Raw genomic sequence first — 17,604 nt, forward strand, 5'->3', positions numbered from 1 at the left:
GCATTGGGCGGTCTTCGTTAAAAATAAGAGCGAGCCCTTTCTGGACTTTAGAATTTTGCAATTCTATCGCCCTTTCCCTTATGTTTTTAAAAAGAACCGGAATATCGGAATATCCCGATTCTTTTTTATGGTATCCTACGATTCTAATTTTTGAATGCAGACCAAGCAGGAACGTACTAGCATACGCATATACTTGGATTTCTAAATGAAAGAACTCGCTGCGATACCACTTTTATGGCCGCCAAGGCATTGCTGCTTGGAAGCCTTTATCGTTGATTTGAATAACTCCTATTTTACCTCCCCTAAGGGGAGGTCGAAATTGATTTTTCGCAATTTCGGGTGGGGCTAAGAGAAAAAACAGGAAGCCGAGACTTCCTGTTTTCCATAAAGAAATGAAATTCATCGTTACCTTCAACTTATCTTTTATATCATTTTATCACTAAAATAATCTAACCGATACATTTGGGTTTCAACTGCATCCTTTTCTTCATTATGATTTGTGCCGGTCTTACGATGGCACCGATCAATGCTTTAAAGAAACTGGAACATTCGCATGTTCCAGTTTCCAAGAAAGTGTAAAATTTACCGTTGACCGCTTTACGTAATCTTGAGTGAAACCTATTGCTAGGCCATAGCTAAGACCACACGGCTTGGGGTATTTTTAACACCTTCCTATACCAGACCTTATTACTCCCCACGAATAATAAGTTCGTCGTATTTTTAACCTTGAAGTCGTTCGGACTTCGTTTTTCAAAGAACTAGATCGTTTCTAATGATGCCACTAAAATAGGGGAGGGCACCACCGCTCAAAATGACCTACGTCAGTTTGCTGCTTTTTTTTAGAAAAAGAAACTAGGATACCGAGATACCCTAGTTTCCTAGAAGACGTTATTCTAACCTATAACCTCTTATACTGGTACTTACTTGAATTTATCGCTAAATCCGTTCAGGACTCAAATGGTATAAAGGATGTCCTAACGGCCTCCTTTTCTTTGGCTTTTCGTTTCCCCACGAAACAAAGACCCAACCTACTTATTTTTTCAAAGAACTATATCGTTTCTAAATATGATGCTAAAATAGGGGAGGGTTTCCATACTCAAAATGACCTACGTCAGTTTGAACATTTTTTTTGAAAAAGAAACTAGGATACCGAAATATCCTAGTTTCCTAGAAGACGTTCTTCGACCCGATTTCCGCTTATAATGATATGTACTGCGGTAAATTGCTCAACCTTCTTCCATATCAAGGGTACAAAAGGGATTCTGTAACGGCCTCCTTTTCTTTGGATTTTTGTTTCCTTGTGAATCAAAAACCCAATCAACCAACCAAACTATTTTTTCAAAGAACTATTTCTATCTTATTTATAAGGCTAAAATATAGCAGTTTTTCGATGTTCAAAATGACCTAGATCAGTTTGAGGATTTTTTTTATTTTTTAACAGTTTGTGCCCTCCTGATCCATTCGTACAACTTGTCCGCATCGTCTTTGTTGCACAATTTCGTTCCCTCGTGCATGGTAGCCGCCGTGCCGCAGGCTACTCCGTATTTTACCATGTCGCTGAACGATTTGCCCCAGATAAGGCTCATGACCATACCGGCGACCATGCTATCGCCCGCACCGATGGTACTTTTTTGAAGCACCGTGGGGGCGGGCACATACTCCATTTCATACTTGGTAGCCAATAGTGCTCCTTTTGCGCCGAGCGAAACCACCAAAGCCTCACAATCATGTTCCGCCAAAAACTTTTTCGCCAAGATTTCCAGTTCCAAGGCCGAAATTGATGGTACGCCGCACAAGGCGGCCAACTCGCCTAAATTGGGTTTTAGGATATAAATGTGTGAATGGGCAGCGGCCTTCATTAAAGCTTCTCCCGAGGTATCCAAAATAAAACGCGCCTTTTTCTTTCGGGCGATTGCTGCCACTTGTACATAAAAGTCATCGGGAATTCCAGGAGGCAGTTTTCCGCTGGCAATCAGATAATCGCTCTCTTGAAGATAATCCTCCAATTGTTTTAGAACGGCTTCCCATTCCTCCTTTTTTACATTCGGCCCGGGCATCCCGAACCTGTATTGCTGATTTGTAACGGTATCGGTCACGGCGAGGTTGTCGCGCGTCCACCCTTCGATTTTGATAATTGATTGCTCAATGCCATCCTTGTCCAATAGCTGTTTGAGATGATTTCCGGTCGGGCCACCGGCCAGATACATACCAAGCGAATCGCCCCCTAATTTTTTGATGGCGCAGGACACGTTTATTCCCCCGCCACCGGCATCATAAGTGGGTTCTGTACAGCGCAATTTGCTATTAGGGCTTATTCCGACTACCGTAGTGCTTTTGTCGATTGTCGGATTTAAGGTCAATGTGATGATTCTTCTGTGCATTTTTAAGATTGTTTCTTAAATCAGTTCAACGGCTCTTTTTTTCAATTTTTGCTTTCCTAGAAGTTTTAAGGTATCATCGAATTCATACATAAAAGGAATTCCCGTCGGGACTTCGATATTTGGCAGGTCCGTATGTTTTATTTGCTCCAAATGTGCCATCAAGGCGCGAAGTGAATTTCCGTGCGCGGAGACCAGAACGGTTTTGTTTCGGGCCAGTTGGGGCACAATGGCATCGTAGAAATAATTGACCGCCCTGAGTTGGGTAATTTGCAATGATTCGGTATTAGGCAACAGATTTTCATCCAATGCCTTATAATTGCTATCATATAAAGGATGCCGTTTGTCCTCCAAAGTAAGTGGCGGCGGTGGGGTAGCATAGCCCCTTCGAATGCCCCAATAGGTTTTTTCGCCTACTTCTTTGAGCACTTCGTCCTTATTTTTGCCCTGCCAATCGCCGTAATGCCGTTCGTTCAATTTCCAATGATATCGGGTATCTACGTGCATCTGTTCGGCAGTATCCAAAATTATCCAAGCGGTCCGTATCGCCCGTTTTAGGTAAGAGGAAAAACAAATGTCAATATCAATGTCGTTCGATTTTATAATTTCTCCTGCTTTTTTGGCCTCTTCTATGCCTTCCGGGGCTAGATCTACATCCGTCCAACCCGTAAAAATGTTCTGTACGTTCCATTCACTTTTGCCATGGCGTACCAATATTAAATTTCCCATTTCCTAGTATTATTTATTTCAGATACAAAGTAATGGCTCAAGAAATTGATGTAAAATGATTTGAGTCATGCCTAGTGACAGGTTTTATGGCGGTAGGAGAACAATTTCGTTTCAGCTATTGGTTTATCAGTTTTTCCAATTCCAAAATAAATGGCATTTGCCCTCGAACGATTTTTAGTTTCGCATCGATTAAATCGAACCAAGACGCTTTATCGATTTCCGGAAATAGTGCTTTCTTGCTGGATTTGGGTGGCCATTCCATTTCAAAGGAATTGCTCTCGATTTTTGAAATATCAAAATCTCCTTTTACCGACCATGCATGAATCACTTTGCCACTTTTTTGTTTTTGGGATTTTAAAGGAGTAAATTCTCCCTGTACTTCTAATCCGGTTTCTTCCTCGGTCTCGCGAATGGCGGCATACAACGGATTTTCGTCAGGTTCGATTTCTCCCTTGGGAATCGACCAGACACCAATATCCTTTTTTGCCCAAAACGGCCCGCCGGGATGTACCAATAGCACTTCCAACGCTTTGTTATTCCATCGATACAGTAGGATGCCCGCGCTTTGTTTTGGCATAGACTTTTTCAGTTACTACTTTCCGCCATACCAAAAGTTACCAAATCCTCCTCTGCGGCATTGATGTTCTCGATACCGGCAATCAGGGCATCCGCATTAAAAGAAATGGAGTTTATTCCCTTTTCCACCAAAAACTGGGCAAACTCGGGATAATCGCTGGGTGCCTGCCCGCACAACCCGATTTTGGTATGGGTTCTTTTGGCGGAATCTATGGCCATAGCGATCATTTTTTTGACTCCGGGATCATTGATGTCAAAAATGTCGCTCAATAATTCGGAATCCCTATCCACGCCCAAGGTCAATTGGGTCAAGTCGTTGGAGCCGATGGAAAATCCGTCGAAGAATTCGGCAAACTCCGCTGCCAGAATTACATTATTGGGTATTTCGGTCATCATGTAGAGCTGTAGTCCGTTTTCGCCCCGTTTCAATCCGTTGTTTTTCAAAACTTCCACTACTTTCTTGGCCTCTTTTAAGGTGCGGCAAAAGGGAATCATGATCTTTACGTTATCCATGCCCATATCCTCGCGTACCATTTTCATCGCCTTGCACTCCAGTTCAAAGGCTTCTTGGTACTTGGGATGATAATAGCGCGATGCGCCCCGAAACCCGATCATGGGGTTCGATTCTTCAGGCTCGAATTCGGTACCGCCGATTAGGTTGGCATATTCGTTCGATTTAAAATCGCTGGTACGCACAATGACATCCTTCGGATAAAAGGCCGCGGCAATGGTCGCGACCCCTTCCGCCAATTTATGTACGAAATAATCGGCCTTATCGGGATAGTGGTGTGTCAATTTTTCTATTGTTTCCTTGGTGGACGCATCCTTCAAGGTATCAAAATGTTTTAAGGCCATGGGATGGATCTGAATGGAATTGTTGATGACGAATTCCAACCGCATCAACCCGATGCCCTCCGTGGGATAGAACGATAGCTTGAATGCCTGATCGGGATCGGCCAAGATCAACATGGGTTGGGTCTTAGGTTTTCTAAGGGCTTGGGTATCGACTTCCTGTTCGTTCCATTTCAAACGCCCTTCATAGGCGATACCCGTATCGCCCTCGGCGCAAGAAATAGTGATTTCCTGTCCGTCTTTGATGGATTTTGTGGCATCTATGGCCCCCACAATGGCCGCTGCTCCGACTTCACGGGCAACGATGGCGGCATGGCTGGTGCGCCCGCCCTGGTCGGTAATGATACCCGCCGCTTTTTTGAGTATCGGATCCCAATCGGGATCGGTTCTTTCCGTAACCAGAATTTCGCCCTTTTGTAGTTTGTCCGATTCTTGGGGAGAATGCAGCACCCGTGCCTTACCGGCGGCTATTTTATTCCCGAGGCCCATTCCCTTGGTCAGTATCTTGCCCTTTTCGAGGAGTGTAAAAGTGGTAATTTTGAGTTTGTTCGTGATGGCACTCTGTACCGTTTCTGGCCTAGCTTGTACGATAAACAGTTGGTCATTTTTTCCGTCCTTGGCCCATTCGATGTCCATTGGGCGTTGGTAATGTTCTTCGATGATCATGGACCATTCGGCCAGTTTTAGCACTTCCCTGTCGGTTAGGACGTATTGTTCCTGTTTTTCCAATGAAGTGTCCAGATTCAAAGTGCCGTTGCCCGATTCATCATAGACCATAGTCTTTTTCTTGCTTCCCAAATTTCGTGAAATTATGGGCTGGCGGATGCCTTTTTTTATACTCGGTTTGAACACATAAAAATCATCGGGGTTAACGCTACCCTGTACGATGTTCTCTCCCAACCCCCAAACCCCCGATATCAAGACCACATCATCAAAACCGGTATCGGGATCGAGGGTAAAGTTTACCCCCGAACAGGCCAGATCGGCGCGGACCATCAATTGCACCCCGATGGAAAGTGCTACCTCCATCTGGTCAAAACCATTGTCCTCACGATATTTTATCGCACGATCGGTAAACAACGAGGCATAACACTTATGGCAGGCGGCGATGAGTTCGCTAAAACCCTTTACGTTGAGATAGGTTTCTTGTTGGCCCGCGAAACTGGCATTGGGCAAATCTTCGGCTGTGGCACTACTTCGCACGGCCATGGAAATTCCTTCTCCATATTCCTTGACCAGATTTTCATAGCCTTCTTTTACCGACTTCTTGATGGCCTCCGGAAACTCGGCATCGGCGATCGTCTGTCGAATGGACTTACCGACTTCCCTTAAATTGGAGAATTCCTTTTTGTCCAGTTTTTTTATTTCTTGGGCTAAGCTGTCCTTTATGCCAGCTTCCTCCAAAAAGAGCCAATAGGCTTCCGAGGTCGTTGCGAATCCGTCCGGTACTTGTACGCCTTTGGATGTCAATTTTTGGAACATTTCCCCCAAAGAGGCATTTTTTCCACCTACGATGGGTACGTCATTGATGTCTATTTCGCTGAAGCGTTTGATGTAGTTTTTCATTTTTTTCATTTTTTTTTGGAATCGGAAAATCAAAATTCACATGGTTGGTCTTTTTATACAATGATTCAGATCAGTTGCCCATATTTCTACTAGTTTGAACCTCATCATCCTTCGTATTTTTGTCGAGTCTTTTATTTGGTAAACCCATTAACTCTCTTAATGCCCCATGAACAAATGCAATTGGTAATATAAGAGCACCGGCTATCAACATCCCCAGTTCATAAAACAAGGAACTCCCTTTGAACGGTGTCCCCTTAAGCCTAGACTGAAATGCACTATAAGGAATGCCGTACATATTGCCCGAAATCATGAACTGCACGGCGGAAAGCATGATACCCGCTTCTTTTTCGTCATATTCCTTCACGATGGCATCATATGCGTATTTCTTGGGAAAACCCCTTGAATCGGCAAAATGCTTGGCGAACATAATCGCTTTTGCTTCTTCCGGCTTTATGTATTGGTCGCCACCACTTAAAAAACTGCTTATTTCCTCACCGCTCATGCCTTGCTGCAAGGCCATTTTGGTATGAAAATAAGAGCAGGCTGGGCATCCGCTCACTTCGGTCACGGCCAATTGCAAACGCTTCAAAAAATCGGGATCCACGAGCTTGCGTTTATGGTTCCCTATCATTCTTGTCATGGCGCTAGGGAGGGAGGTAAAAGAGCCGTACATCTCCCAAAAACTGAACTTATTTTTAAATTCGTTTTGCGACCTTATGGCTTCGGGTATTACGGTGTCCGTTTTCATTCTTGCGCGGTTTTATGAGTCCTGATTTACAAAAAGAGATTTCAACCCTGCCGTTTTTTTCCCGTAATCTCACGTATCTTGATGCGATAGACCACCGGGATTCCTTCTCCTTTCAGCTTGGCCGAAAACTCGCCGATGAATTGGGGGTGTTCGTGTTCCCTTTCCGTGATGACCTTCTTCACGCCCTCGGCAAACTGGTGCAACAGGTATTTGGCATCAATCTGCTCTAGTTCTTCGAACAGACCGTGTACCAGCACCGATCGCCAATGGTTTACCGAGGTAATCTCATCCACCTCCAAGGAAACGTTGCGATTTTTTCGCATAGCTTCTATTTTGTGGCCTTCCGCTGAATAGCTGATAATACTGTTATGGTCTTTATCGTAATAGTAATAGGTAACGGGAATGATATAAGGTTCTCCCTTTGCTATAAAACCCAAACGGCCTATGTAGTTTTTGGCGAGCATATCAATACATGTTTTAGTGCTTAAATCTTTTATCATAATTTTCATTTTTACTTTATCGAATTTGTTGTTAGACCTGACCGGTTTCCGTTTGTGTCCTATTTATTTCGGTAAAAACTGGTAGGTCAAACGCTATCCCATTCTATATCCATTCCACTAAAGGCAGATCTCGACGGTGGTTCAACCCTTTGTTCTTTGGGTAAAAGCGGATATCGTACTGAAAGGCTCCTGTCATTGATGCCGTAGCTTCGCCCTTGTACAGCGTTCGGTGCTTTTTATGGGAGACCTTTTTCAATTCTTCCGCTTGACGGACCCGATAGTTGCCGTCGTCGGCACGTTTGGCAATGACCAGTTCTACCCCAATATCATCAGGGGAGAGTCCGCTTAGGTCCAAGGTAACTTCGGCCTTGAATTTTTCGCCCAGTTCCAAGGGTTTGATACCATCGGAAACCTGAACGTCCACAACGGAGATCTTATCCCAATTTTCGTTGATATGCTTGCTCCATTCCACCAAGTATTTTAGCTGTTCATAATCGTTTTTTTGCAATTTCTGTATGCGTTCGTACATTTTGTCATAATAGTTGTGGGCATATTCGTGTAGCATTCGGGCCGTAGTAAAATGGGGAGCGATATGGGCAAAGGCGTTCTTGATCTTGTCCGCCCATTTTTCAGGAATTCCTTGGGCATTCCTTTCAAAATATTCGGGAATGATCTCGTGTTCCAGCATATTAAAGACCATCTCGGCATCGAGATCGTCTTGATCCTCATCATTGTCGTAGATTTTTTCTTTGGGAAGGCACCATCCGGCATCTTCACGATAGCCCTCTGCCCACCAACCGTCCAACACGCTAAAGTTCAAGGTGCCGTTCAGTACCGCTTTCATACCGCTAGTGCCCGAGGCTTCATGCCCGCGTTCGGGCATGTTCAGCCAAACATCGCATCCTTGAACCAGCAATCGCGCCAAGGCCATGTCGTAATTTTGGATAAAGAATAGTTTGCCCATAAATTCAGGCCGTTGGGAAAGTTCTACGATATGCCTGATGATTCCTTGACCGGTTTCATCAGCGGGGTGCGCCTTCCCTGCAAAAATAATTTTAACGGGCCGATCCGTATGGTTCAGTATTTTCGAAAGTCTAACCAAGTCCTTGAAAAGAAGATCCGCACGCTTGTAGGTGGCAAAGCGTCGGGCAAAGCCGATAAGCAGATCGCCATCGTCTAAACTGTTCAGGGAACCGTATAGTTCCTTGGAGGCGGAATGAAGGGAGAGCATCCTTTTTTTTACGGAATCTATCAAGACCGTCTTCATTTCTTTTTTGATTTCCATTATTTTTTTGGAAGGAATTTCCCTGGCCTTGGCCCAATATTTCGCGTTCGAAACATCCTGTATAAAATCTTCGCCAAAAGTCTGCTTGAAGATCGATTTCCATTGGTAAGCCGTCCATGTACCAAAATGTACCCCATTGGTCACGTTTTTGATTTCGAGTTCTTCGGGCAGAAACCCTTTCCATATCGGTGCGAACAATTTTTGGGTCACTTCGGCATGTATTGCACTAACCGTATTGATTTCGCCCGCTGTTCTAGCGGCCAAATAGGTCATGGAGAAAGCTTCATCGGGATTGGATGGATTCAGTTTGCCCAGCCCCAGAAATTGTTCCCAAGGCATGTTCATGGTCTCGGCAAAGTGTGCTTGATAGCTGCGCAACAGCACCTCGCCAAAAAGATGCTGTCCGGCGGGCACGGGGGTGTGGGTAGTGAACAGTGTAGAGGCCCTTACGAACTGTCCGGCTTCCTCAAAACTCAGATTTTCCTGTACCACGAGCTTCACGATACGGATCAGTCCCGTAAATGCCGTGTGGCCTTCGTTGTAATGGAACAGATTTGGTTTCCACTCCAGTTTTTCAAGCAATTGCACCGTATTTATCGCCAGCAGCAATTCTTGCCGAAAACGGTTGTCGTTGTCCCCGCCATAAAGATTGTGGGTTATTTTTTTGTTCTCGTCGCTGTTCTCGGGGATGTCCGTATCGAAGAGGTACAGGGGAACACGGCCAACATCCATCCGCCAGACCTGTACGTTGATGATCGGACCGCGAAGGGGAAGGGGCAAAATCAGGCGATTGCCATCGGCATCGGTTACCGGCGAAATGGGCAACATGGTAAAATGCTGTTTGACGTAATTGGCCGTTTGATCGCCATGCAGGGTAAGTCCTTGTTCGAAATAACCGTACCGATAGAGCAATCCGAAGGCGACCAAGTCGGTATTTTGGTCGCTGGCCTCCTTTAAATAATCCCCTGCCAAAATACCCAATCCGCCAGAATAAATAGGTACGGATTCGTGCAGGCCGTATTCCATACACAGATAGGCTACTTTGGGGCCTATTTTTTCAGAAGCCTCTTGCATATAGCCATCGAATTCTTCGGAAATGGTATTTAAACGGCCCATGAAATCGGTATCCCTTTCAAGTTGTAGGAAACGGTCATAATCCAACGAACTCAATAGGGCAATGGGATTGTGACCGGATTCTTCCCATAATCCCGAATCAATGGAACGGAAGAGTGCGCCCGCTTCGCAATGCCACGTCCACCAGAGATTTTTTGCCAGTTTTTCCAAGGCCTTCAGACTGTCGGGCACTTTGAATTTTACCATGGCCTTCTTCCAGATCGGTTCGTTGGATTTTGCTTGTGGTACGACTATTTTCGGTGTCATCTCGCGCAACCGTACCATCGTTTTGGTACGCAGGCCCTGTCTGTTCAAGGCCAAAGCATAGCACGTTTTGTAGTTTTGGATCAGATTCTCCCAAAGAAAGAAGCGTGAAATGTCAAAGGCCTTTTTGCGAGCGGACTTCATTTGCAACGCATCCTTTTGGCCGAAGCCAAAAATATAATTGGCGATCTGTTCGGTAACGGTACGGTCGTTAAAATCGGAGCGTTCTATGACCAACATGCCCTCTTTATAATCCTTCAGATTCGATTTCACTTGTTTTCCGAAGCCGGTCAATGTGGTGGTTACGGTTGGTACTTGAAAAGCAAGACTTTCCAAAGGGGTGTACCCAAAAGGTTCGTAATATGATGGAAAAACGGTCAGGTCTAACCCGATAAGCACCTCGTAGTAGGATAGGTCGAAAATACCATCGGCACCGTCAAGATAGATCGGGGCATAGATGATTTTGACCTTGGAGTTTTCCGAATTGTCAAAACCGCTGTTTTGGATCTGTTTGAAAATGATATCATTATCGGGATCTTGCAGGTAATGGGTAAGTGCGTTCGGGGCATTGCCTTTTGTAAAACTACCTGTTTCAATACCAATTCGCACTTCGGGAATCGCAATGGTATGGTTCGCGGGCACGAATACAAAGGCGATGGTCTGAGGTTGTACATCGTCTTTTTGATGTAAATCGCCCAACGCATCGATAAAAATATCGATACCCTTGTTGTGGTATTCGTACCGGCCGCTGGTGGCTACAAGAAAAGCATCGTCCGGTACTTTATGGCCTATTACCGCCGAAGCGACCTTTAATAATAGCTCGCGCGATGCCGACTGCTTCTTTTCGAACGTTTCGCTTTGTGGTAAGAACGAATCGTCAAATCCGTTGGTGGTTACCTTGTCAACGGCCTTGCCCAACAATTGTTGGCACTCTCTCGCCGTATTGTCGCTGACCGTGGTAAAGACATCGGCGGTAATGGCGGCGGTCTTTTCTAGGGAATGTTGTGCCGATACGTTGTTCTCCTTGGCGACCTGATCGCCGTTATATGTATCGAACCGACTATAAAAGGGTTGACCGCCGCCACACAATGTTCTGCCGGTAACGGTCGCATGGGTGGTAAATACCGTGGCGATCTCGGGTGCCGAATTTTCAAGGTAAAGCACCCCTGCGCCGGTCATCCATTCGTGAAAATGCGCCAAGGTATGCTGATCGGGCCGAAGATAGAATCGATTGTAATTCTCGATGACCTTGCCAGAGGCCACCCCGAACAGGGCGGGTTCGATATAGTTCCATCCGCCCATGAGCGAATCGAGTTTGTTCTTGGCCCACAGTTCGCTGAGAATGGCATCCTTTTTTGTAAAGAGCGGAGAAAAATCCACTAAAACAACCATCGGTTTGCTGGGAATATCCCATCTTCCGGCACGTATTTTCAGGCCGTCAACATTGAACTGGTTTTTCCAATCCTTGAACAGTTCGGGTTCTTCCAAGAATTCCCTATTGCCGGTTTCGCCTTTGTAGAGATCGGGACCGATCATGATAAAACCGTCCCCAAAAGTTTTCTGCATCAAGGAAGCCTTTGTCGATAGTACGGTGTGGATACCGCCGATCTTGTTACAGACTTCCCAACTGATTTCGAAAAGACGGTCTGGACTTTCAAGTGCTTTCAATTTTTTGTCTTCTTCCATGTTTCTTTCTATGTTTTTTTTCTACGGTAGCTGATTTTGCTTTGACCTTATTTTTGACTTTGAGTTCAAGATCCGACAAAACGTTCATGTATTTGAGAAAAGCATCATAGGCGTTTTCATACGGATTGCCCCCGTTTTTTTCATCCATATATAAAAAATGATCGGCGGACTTTAGGTACTCCCAATTCCGTGATAATTCTTTGTCATTGATCAATTTCAGGTCGTTTTTTAGCGCATAGACTCTTTCTATGGCTTCAATTTGAAGTTCATTGTTTTCCCAAGCGGATAGATTTTTTTGGATCCCAGACCATGAAATCGCATTGGGCACCTGAAGTTTTTCCTCCTTTTTACCCGTTTTCAATGCCGACTGTGGCGGGCACAATTTGAAATTGTTTTCTTGTACCAGATTTTCCAATAGATACTGTAGAAAATCAAAAATGCCCGTTTCCTTTTTGTGGTGTTCCCCAAAAGTGGCATAGTCCATTGCTAAGGTTACGGTTTGGTCGTCTGGGGAAAGCTGTTTTAGCCAACCGATATATTTTTCGGAGGTCAATGGCCATTCGCTCCAATCATGACGGGCAAATCGAAAAGCAATATCATCGCTCAATGAAGTGTTCCTCAAAAGCAATTTTAGCGGTGGGGCAGTCGTGCTTTCATATATCCTATTAAGGTTGCGCCCTTCAAAAATTGGGGTTGCACCTTCAATGACGGCAGCTTTGAAACCTTGGTCGGCGATGAGTTTCCCGATCTTGTCCGAATAGACGAGACCCGTATTGAAGAAGGTTTTTGGCCTTTTTCGGAATAGGGTAAAAAGGCGTTTTTTATGGTCCGATACCTCATCAGCGAAAAGGGAAGCATCTTTTACCGAAGACAATGACCCGGAATAGGTCTGGCCCAAGAGTTCAACATTGCCGGTCGCAACCAATTGCTGAAAACTTTCCAAGACCTCTGGGAAATAAGCTTCCATTTGATCCAAGGCACAGCCCGAAATAGCAAGACCGATCTTGATTTTAGTACCGTATGACTTTATAAGATCTTGGAGCAAACGATTGGTGGGCAAATAACTGTTCTCCGCTACCTGTCGGATGATCTTTGCATTCTTTTCCTCATCAAAATAAGGATAGCGTCCGCCAATTTCAAAGAAGTGGAAGTTTCTTAGGCGAAAGGGTTGATGGACTTGAAAAATAAGGCAGATCTGTATCATGTTTTCTTTTGGTTTAGGCTACGGATGCGTAAGTAGCCGCAACTTTTGCCGCTGTATGGTCCCAAGTAAGGTGTTCTAATGTCCTGCTTCCGAATTCCTTCACGGTCTTGGAGAGGGACGTATAATTGAGCAGTCCGTTGATGGCCTCGGCGAGCTGATCGGTGTCCCAATAATCGACGAGCAAGGCATTGGGCAACACCTCGGCCACGCCCGATTGCCTTGAAATGATCACCGGTACATCGGATCGAATGGCCTCCAAGGGGGCGATACCGAAAGGTTCCGATACCGACGGCATGACAAAAACATCACTTATGGAGAGCATTTGATCTACCTCCCTGTTTTTCAAATAGCCCGTAAAATGAAAGCGGTGCGACATCCTTTTGACCGCTACTTTTTGGATCATTTCTTGCATCAGATCGCCCGAACCGGCCATAACGAAACGTACGTTCTTGTTTTTCTTGAGTACTTTTTCAGCTGCATCCACAAAATATTCAGGGCCTTTTTGGTAGGTGATCCTTCCTAAAAATGTTACGATTTTATGTTCCAAGGTTTTAGGGTATACATCGGGTTCGCTATTCTTTTGTAGTACCCCGTTATAGGTCGTAACGACTTTTCCCGGGGCAATTTTATACTTATTGATGATGGTAGTGCGGGTAAGGTTGCTTACCGCCATCACTTTGTTCGCCGTCAGCATGCCCTGCCGTTCTATTTCATACACCTGCGGATTGATCCTTGCCGAACGATCGAACTCGGTGGCATGTATATGAACCACCAATGGTTTTCCGCTGATTTCCTTGGCCACCATTCCCGCCAAATAGGTAAGCCAGTCATGTGCATGGATTACGTCGAACTCCAAATCCTTGGCCAGTTTTGCGGCCACCACGGCCAACCAATGAACCTCTTCCAAAAGGTTGGGGCCGTAGGCGCCCGAAAATTGGTAGGTCTCTTTTTTTAGAAAATCCCGTTGGCCTACATGGGGTAGATGGCGGTTCAATAGTGCGGTCGTATTGCTATCGGGGCGGTCGGGGAGTACCACATTACTGGCACTTATCAAACGGAACCGATCCGTTGAGATTTCTTCTTCCGCTTTGGGGATTACGAAGGTAATGTCATGGCCCGCTTTACGTAGACCTTGTACGAGACCGTGGCAAGCGGTCGCCAATCCTCCCGTAATATTTGGCGGGTACTCCCACCCAAACATCAATATTTTCATGTGTTTGTTTTTAGTATTTTTATCAAGGGTTTAAAAGTAAGATGTAGAGAGTCTATTAGAAATGATACAGGTCAGTTGGCCGAAATAATTTCGGGGAATTTTAATATTAGGTAGCCGGATACTTTAATTAACTATACCTTCCTTTTTGGGCTTTAACATTTTTTTAGGATTTTAACATTTTTTTTAGGATTTTTCCTGCAAAGAGTACTAAATTAATTTTTATTAGGTGCTTAGGTGCTTAGGTGCTTAGGTGCTTAGGTGCTTAGGTGCTTAGGTGCTTAGGAAGTATTTTGTTTCTTGATTTTTGCCCCAAAACAAGTTTGCCTATGGTATCTATTGTGCTTATTGAAGATTACGCCGACATACGGGAGAGTACCGCCGAAATTTTGGAACTTGAGGGATATCAAGTAACGACCGCCAAGAACGGAAAAGAGGGACTTGACCATATTCTATCTTCTCCGCCAGACCTCATCATCTGCGATATGCGGATGCCCGAAATGGACGGACTTACTTTACTAGGTATCTTGGGCAACTCTGCGGACTTAAAACGCGTTCCCTTTATTTTCTTTAGTGCGAAGTCCGAAAAGGCAGATATTAATTTAGGTATTGAGGCCGGTGCCGACGAATATCTGACCAAACCCTTTGAACTTCAGGATCTTTTGGGAGCGGTACAACGTTGTTTATTCAAGGGGAAGGTTTCTTAGGGTGTTTTCGCTTTTCTCTCTTTTTTCTTGTCGTTCTGACTCAAGAGGAATCCGTTGAACGGATCAATGGGCGTGTCTGTGCGTGGGATTTCTCGTGCCTCGGAATGACAAAATCAACTTATATCTCCGCACTCATAACTCATAACTTTTGAGTCTTTTCTCTCTTTTCTTTTTTTCTTCCCAAACTGACCCACGTCATTGTGATGCGCTCGCCACGCCCTTAATTTTGAGGCGATGAACGGATACGTCCATCTTAATAATATCTAATTTTAAAAACAGAAAGTTATGTCAGTTTTAAAAGTAATAGAGATTTTAGGCAACTCGACCAAGAGTTTTGAAGACGCCGTACAAAACATTGTAAATGAGGCATCCAAGTCCGTAAAGAACATTAAATCCGTCTATATCAATGATATGCAGGTTTGCGTAAAGGACAATAAAATATCCGAATACCGTGTCAACGCCAAAGTTACCTTTGGTATTATGCAGGAATAGGGTGTTCACATAGTTTGGTTGGTTGTACAAGACACCGGTTAAAAGTAGTTTTATGCTTTTGGCGGTGTCTTGTCGCTTGTAAAGCGTGGTAAACAGGCATATCGTAAATCTAATGCCTAAGGTTTTGCAAAAAGTCTAGGGTAAATTGATTTTCGTCATTGTGGTTTGCATATTTACTTGGCAACTTTAGGAAAAATAAAACTATATGGAAACTACAAAAGCATTTGACGCACACGTCACGGAATACGAGAAGTGGTATGAAAACCACCCTGAGGCTTATCAGTCTGAAATTTTGGCTTTACAGGAACAGTTTTTAAAGCTGCCCCAGAACCTTCATGGGATAGAGGTCGGAGTCGGTACCGGAAGGTTTTCCGAACCTTTGGGCATTAAAGAAGGTATAGAACCCTCTGCCGAAATGGCCAGACTGGCACAAAAAAGAGGAATCGAAATTATGGACGGGGTCGCCGAACGTTTGCCCTATGCGGCTATGAAGTTCGATTTCGTGCTTTTCGTTACCGTTTGTTTTTTAAAGGATATCAAAAGTGCTTTTAAAGAAGCCCACAGGGTACTGAAACCAAATGCCTCGATTATTATAGGTTTCTTGGATAGCGATCGCGAAATTGCCAAGCAATACCATGAAAAACGGCATCGCAGTAATTTTTATCAGAATGCCCGTTTTTATACCGTTGATCGAATTAAAAATCTTCTTAAGGAGACTGGATTCAAAGATTTGGAATTCAACCAGACTCTGTTCGGAAAATTGGAGGATATTGAAGAGGTGCAAGTTCCAAAAACGGATTTTGGCAAAGGGTCTTTTGTTACGGTACGGGCGATAAAGAAGTGAGTGCGAGGTAAGGGCAAGTTGTTATTTCGAGGTGGTTGCAGAGCTTGCCGAAGTGTATGTGGAATCCCACAACCAGTTGCTCCCTTAAACAGATTACTACTTTCGTAGGAACGACAAAAAAGGAAATGTTTTCTGAATAAAAAATAGCGCGAAAGCATCAACCCCCAAATTCCTCCAAAATCGCGATTGCTTCTTGATCCGAAACCTGTTCGAATACCCGATAAAATTGTCCTACCGCCCGAAAATTTTGCGGAACGAGCAGACAAATTATTTCATTTACGTTGGTGTTGGTTTCAAATTTATGTATGCCCGAGTTCGGGGCAACGGGAATCGCTACGATTATCTTTTTCGGTTTTTGTTTACTGACCAGTTCTACGGTTGCCAACAGCGTATTGCCGGTCGCGATGCCGTCATCAACGATAATCACGGTTTTGTCCGTTAGTTTTTGAGGCGTATTGTTCCTGTAATATTGGTCGTGGCGCTGCCTTAGTTTTTTTCGTATCCGGGCTACTTCTTCCTCGATATATCCTTGGGTAATGCCCATAGCATCGGTCAATATAATATCTTCGAGGCTTGCGGCACCGATGGCAAACTCTTTATGGTAAGGGTGGCCTATCTTTTTGGTCAGGGCTACATCTAAAGGGGCTTTCAGAGCCTTTGCCACTAGGGCGCCAATGGGCAATCCGCCTCGGGGAACGGCTATTACCACTACGTTTTCGTTTTTGAACTTTAGCAGTTTTTTCGCGAGTTGCGTTCCCGCATCGATTCTATCTTCAAACATGGCTTTCCGATGTTTTGTTCAACAACTGTTTTACAAACCATTCCGCCGAAATTCGGGCGACTTCCTGCAATTTTCCGGGTTCCTCGAACAAGTGGGTGGCATGTGGAATGATCTCCAGTTTTTTGGTGCCTTGCAATTTTTCAAAGGCTTTTTCGTTAAGTTCGATGACCACATTGTCCCAGCCTCCAATTATCAAAAGTGTGGCAGCGGTTACTTTATGAAGATCCGGTAGGGCCATATCTGGTCTGCCTCCCCTTGAAACGACCGCCTTGATATCTTTACCGTAAAAAGCTGCTGCTCGCAATGCGGAAGCCGCGCCCGTGCTCGCCCCGAAATACCCGATAGGCAATTTTTTGAGTTCTTTTTGGTGTTGTACCCATTGGGTTACGTCGATCAGTCGCATCGTGAGCAAATCGATATTGAACCGGTTTTCATAAATGCGGTCTTCATCTTCCGTCAACAGGTCGAAGAGCAAAGTGGCGAGACCTTTTTTCTGTAATACCTCGGCGACATAATTGTTTCTGGGACTCAGGCGGCTACTTCCGCTACCATGGGAGAAGATGACCATACCGATGGCCTTTTCGGGTACGACCAGCGTTCCTTTTAAAACGGTGCCATCAAGTCTGATGGAAATGGTTTTGTGTATTTCTTCGGATGTTATCATTGTGC

The 17,604-nt window shown here is 44.7% G+C and carries 14 protein-coding genes; 3 read left to right on the forward strand and 11 right to left on the reverse strand.

Annotated features, from left to right (window positions below; genetic code table 11):
- Positions 1-1,427 precede the first annotated feature (1,427 nt).
- The 9 genes from ES765_RS03635 to ES765_RS03675 all read right to left on the reverse strand — a co-directional run bounded on the left by ES765_RS03635 (position 1,428) and on the right by ES765_RS03675 (position 14,114).
- Complete coding sequence (locus ES765_RS03635; RefSeq protein WP_138111233.1) at positions 1,428-2,381, reverse strand: 1-phosphofructokinase family hexose kinase; 954 nt, start codon at positions 2,379-2,381, stop codon at positions 1,428-1,430.
- A gap of 15 nt (positions 2,382-2,396) precedes the next feature.
- Positions 2,397-3,107, reverse strand: a complete 711-nt coding sequence (locus ES765_RS03640; RefSeq protein ID WP_138111234.1) for a 2,3-bisphosphoglycerate-dependent phosphoglycerate mutase — start codon at positions 3,105-3,107, stop codon at positions 2,397-2,399.
- 115 nt (positions 3,108-3,222) lie between these two features.
- Positions 3,223-3,684, reverse strand: a complete 462-nt coding sequence (locus tag ES765_RS03645) for an NUDIX domain-containing protein (RefSeq protein ID WP_138111235.1) — start codon at positions 3,682-3,684, stop codon at positions 3,223-3,225.
- Positions 3,685-3,692: 8 nt separating this feature from the next.
- The gene (gene ppsA / locus ES765_RS03650; protein WP_138111236.1) at positions 3,693-6,101 is read right to left on the reverse strand and encodes a phosphoenolpyruvate synthase; all 2,409 of its coding nucleotides are present in this window, start codon (positions 6,099-6,101) and stop codon (positions 3,693-3,695) included.
- Between the two features lie 70 nt (positions 6,102-6,171).
- Entirely contained in the window at positions 6,172-6,849 is a 678-nt protein-coding gene (locus ES765_RS03655) for a carboxymuconolactone decarboxylase family protein (protein WP_138111237.1), read from the reverse strand.
- 41 nt (positions 6,850-6,890) lie between these two features.
- Complete coding sequence (locus ES765_RS03660) at positions 6,891-7,349, reverse strand: pyridoxamine 5'-phosphate oxidase family protein (RefSeq protein WP_138111238.1); 459 nt, start codon at positions 7,347-7,349, stop codon at positions 6,891-6,893.
- 103 nt (positions 7,350-7,452) lie between these two features.
- Entirely contained in the window at positions 7,453-11,697 is a 4,245-nt protein-coding gene (gene glgP / locus ES765_RS03665; protein ID WP_138111239.1) for an alpha-glucan family phosphorylase, read from the reverse strand.
- The gene (locus ES765_RS03670) at positions 11,666-12,901 is read right to left on the reverse strand and encodes a glycoside hydrolase family 57 protein (protein ID WP_138111240.1); all 1,236 of its coding nucleotides are present in this window, start codon (positions 12,899-12,901) and stop codon (positions 11,666-11,668) included. Before ES765_RS03670 ends, glgP begins: the two co-directional genes overlap by 32 nt.
- Positions 12,902-12,914: 13 nt before the next feature.
- Positions 12,915-14,114, reverse strand: a complete 1,200-nt coding sequence (locus tag ES765_RS03675; RefSeq protein ID WP_138111241.1) for a glycosyltransferase family 4 protein — start codon at positions 14,112-14,114, stop codon at positions 12,915-12,917.
- 326 nt (positions 14,115-14,440) lie between these two features.
- Between ES765_RS03675 and ES765_RS03680 the strand changes: the two genes are divergently transcribed.
- The 3 genes from ES765_RS03680 to ES765_RS03690 all read left to right on the forward strand — a co-directional run bounded on the left by ES765_RS03680 (position 14,441) and on the right by ES765_RS03690 (position 16,154).
- Positions 14,441-14,818 carry a response regulator gene (locus ES765_RS03680; protein ID WP_138111242.1) on the forward strand — a complete coding sequence of 126 codons (378 nt, stop codon included), beginning with the start codon at positions 14,441-14,443 and terminating at the stop codon, positions 14,816-14,818.
- A gap of 285 nt (positions 14,819-15,103) precedes the next feature.
- Positions 15,104-15,310 carry a dodecin family protein gene (locus tag ES765_RS03685; protein ID WP_138111243.1) on the forward strand — a complete coding sequence of 69 codons (207 nt, stop codon included), beginning with the start codon at positions 15,104-15,106 and terminating at the stop codon, positions 15,308-15,310.
- 205 nt (positions 15,311-15,515) lie between these two features.
- Complete coding sequence (locus ES765_RS03690) at positions 15,516-16,154, forward strand: class I SAM-dependent methyltransferase (protein ID WP_138111244.1); 639 nt, start codon at positions 15,516-15,518, stop codon at positions 16,152-16,154.
- A 157-nt stretch (positions 16,155-16,311) separates the two neighbouring features.
- On the opposite strand, the gene ES765_RS03695 is transcribed toward ES765_RS03690, so the two are convergent.
- Both ES765_RS03695 and ES765_RS03700 read right to left on the reverse strand, forming a co-directional pair.
- Positions 16,312-16,935, reverse strand: a complete 624-nt coding sequence (locus tag ES765_RS03695; protein WP_138111245.1) for a phosphoribosyltransferase — start codon at positions 16,933-16,935, stop codon at positions 16,312-16,314.
- The gene (locus ES765_RS03700) at positions 16,928-17,599 is read right to left on the reverse strand and encodes a dienelactone hydrolase family protein (RefSeq protein WP_138111246.1); all 672 of its coding nucleotides are present in this window, start codon (positions 17,597-17,599) and stop codon (positions 16,928-16,930) included. Before ES765_RS03700 ends, ES765_RS03695 begins: the two co-directional genes overlap by 8 nt.
- Positions 17,600-17,604: the final 5 nt, after the last annotated feature.

The sequence above is a fragment of the Maribacter sp. ACAM166 genome (assembly GCF_005771495.1).
Lineage (GTDB): Bacteria > Bacteroidota > Bacteroidia > Flavobacteriales > Flavobacteriaceae > Maribacter.

Bases quoted from the DNA above. Each gene is read 5' to 3' on its own strand.
- ES765_RS03695 (WP_138111245.1), bottom strand. From the start codon at position 16,935: ATGTTTGAAGATAGAATCGATGCGGGAACGCAACTCGCGAAAAAACTG.
- ES765_RS03680 (WP_138111242.1), top strand. From the start codon at position 14,441: ATGGTATCTATTGTGCTTATTGAAGATTACGCCGACATACGGGAGAGT.
- ppsA (WP_138111236.1), bottom strand. From the start codon at position 6,101: ATGAAAAACTACATCAAACGCTTCAGCGAAATAGACATCAATGACGTA.
- ES765_RS03660 (WP_138111238.1), bottom strand. From the start codon at position 7,349: ATGATAAAAGATTTAAGCACTAAAACATGTATTGATATGCTCGCCAAA.
- ES765_RS03690 (WP_138111244.1), top strand. From the start codon at position 15,516: ATGGAAACTACAAAAGCATTTGACGCACACGTCACGGAATACGAGAAG.
- ES765_RS03685 (WP_138111243.1), top strand. From the start codon at position 15,104: ATGTCAGTTTTAAAAGTAATAGAGATTTTAGGCAACTCGACCAAGAGT.
- ES765_RS03700 (WP_138111246.1), bottom strand. From the start codon at position 17,599: ATGATAACATCCGAAGAAATACACAAAACCATTTCCATCAGACTTGAT.
- ES765_RS03640 (WP_138111234.1), bottom strand. From the start codon at position 3,107: ATGGGAAATTTAATATTGGTACGCCATGGCAAAAGTGAATGGAACGTA.
- ES765_RS03655 (WP_138111237.1), bottom strand. From the start codon at position 6,849: ATGAAAACGGACACCGTAATACCCGAAGCCATAAGGTCGCAAAACGAA.
- ES765_RS03675 (WP_138111241.1), bottom strand. From the start codon at position 14,114: ATGAAAATATTGATGTTTGGGTGGGAGTACCCGCCAAATATTACGGGA.
- ES765_RS03645 (WP_138111235.1), bottom strand. From the start codon at position 3,684: ATGCCAAAACAAAGCGCGGGCATCCTACTGTATCGATGGAATAACAAA.
- ES765_RS03635 (WP_138111233.1), bottom strand. From the start codon at position 2,381: ATGCACAGAAGAATCATCACATTGACCTTAAATCCGACAATCGACAAA.
- glgP (WP_138111239.1), bottom strand. From the start codon at position 11,697: ATGGAAGAAGACAAAAAATTGAAAGCACTTGAAAGTCCAGACCGTCTT.
- ES765_RS03670 (WP_138111240.1), bottom strand. From the start codon at position 12,901: ATGATACAGATCTGCCTTATTTTTCAAGTCCATCAACCCTTTCGCCTA.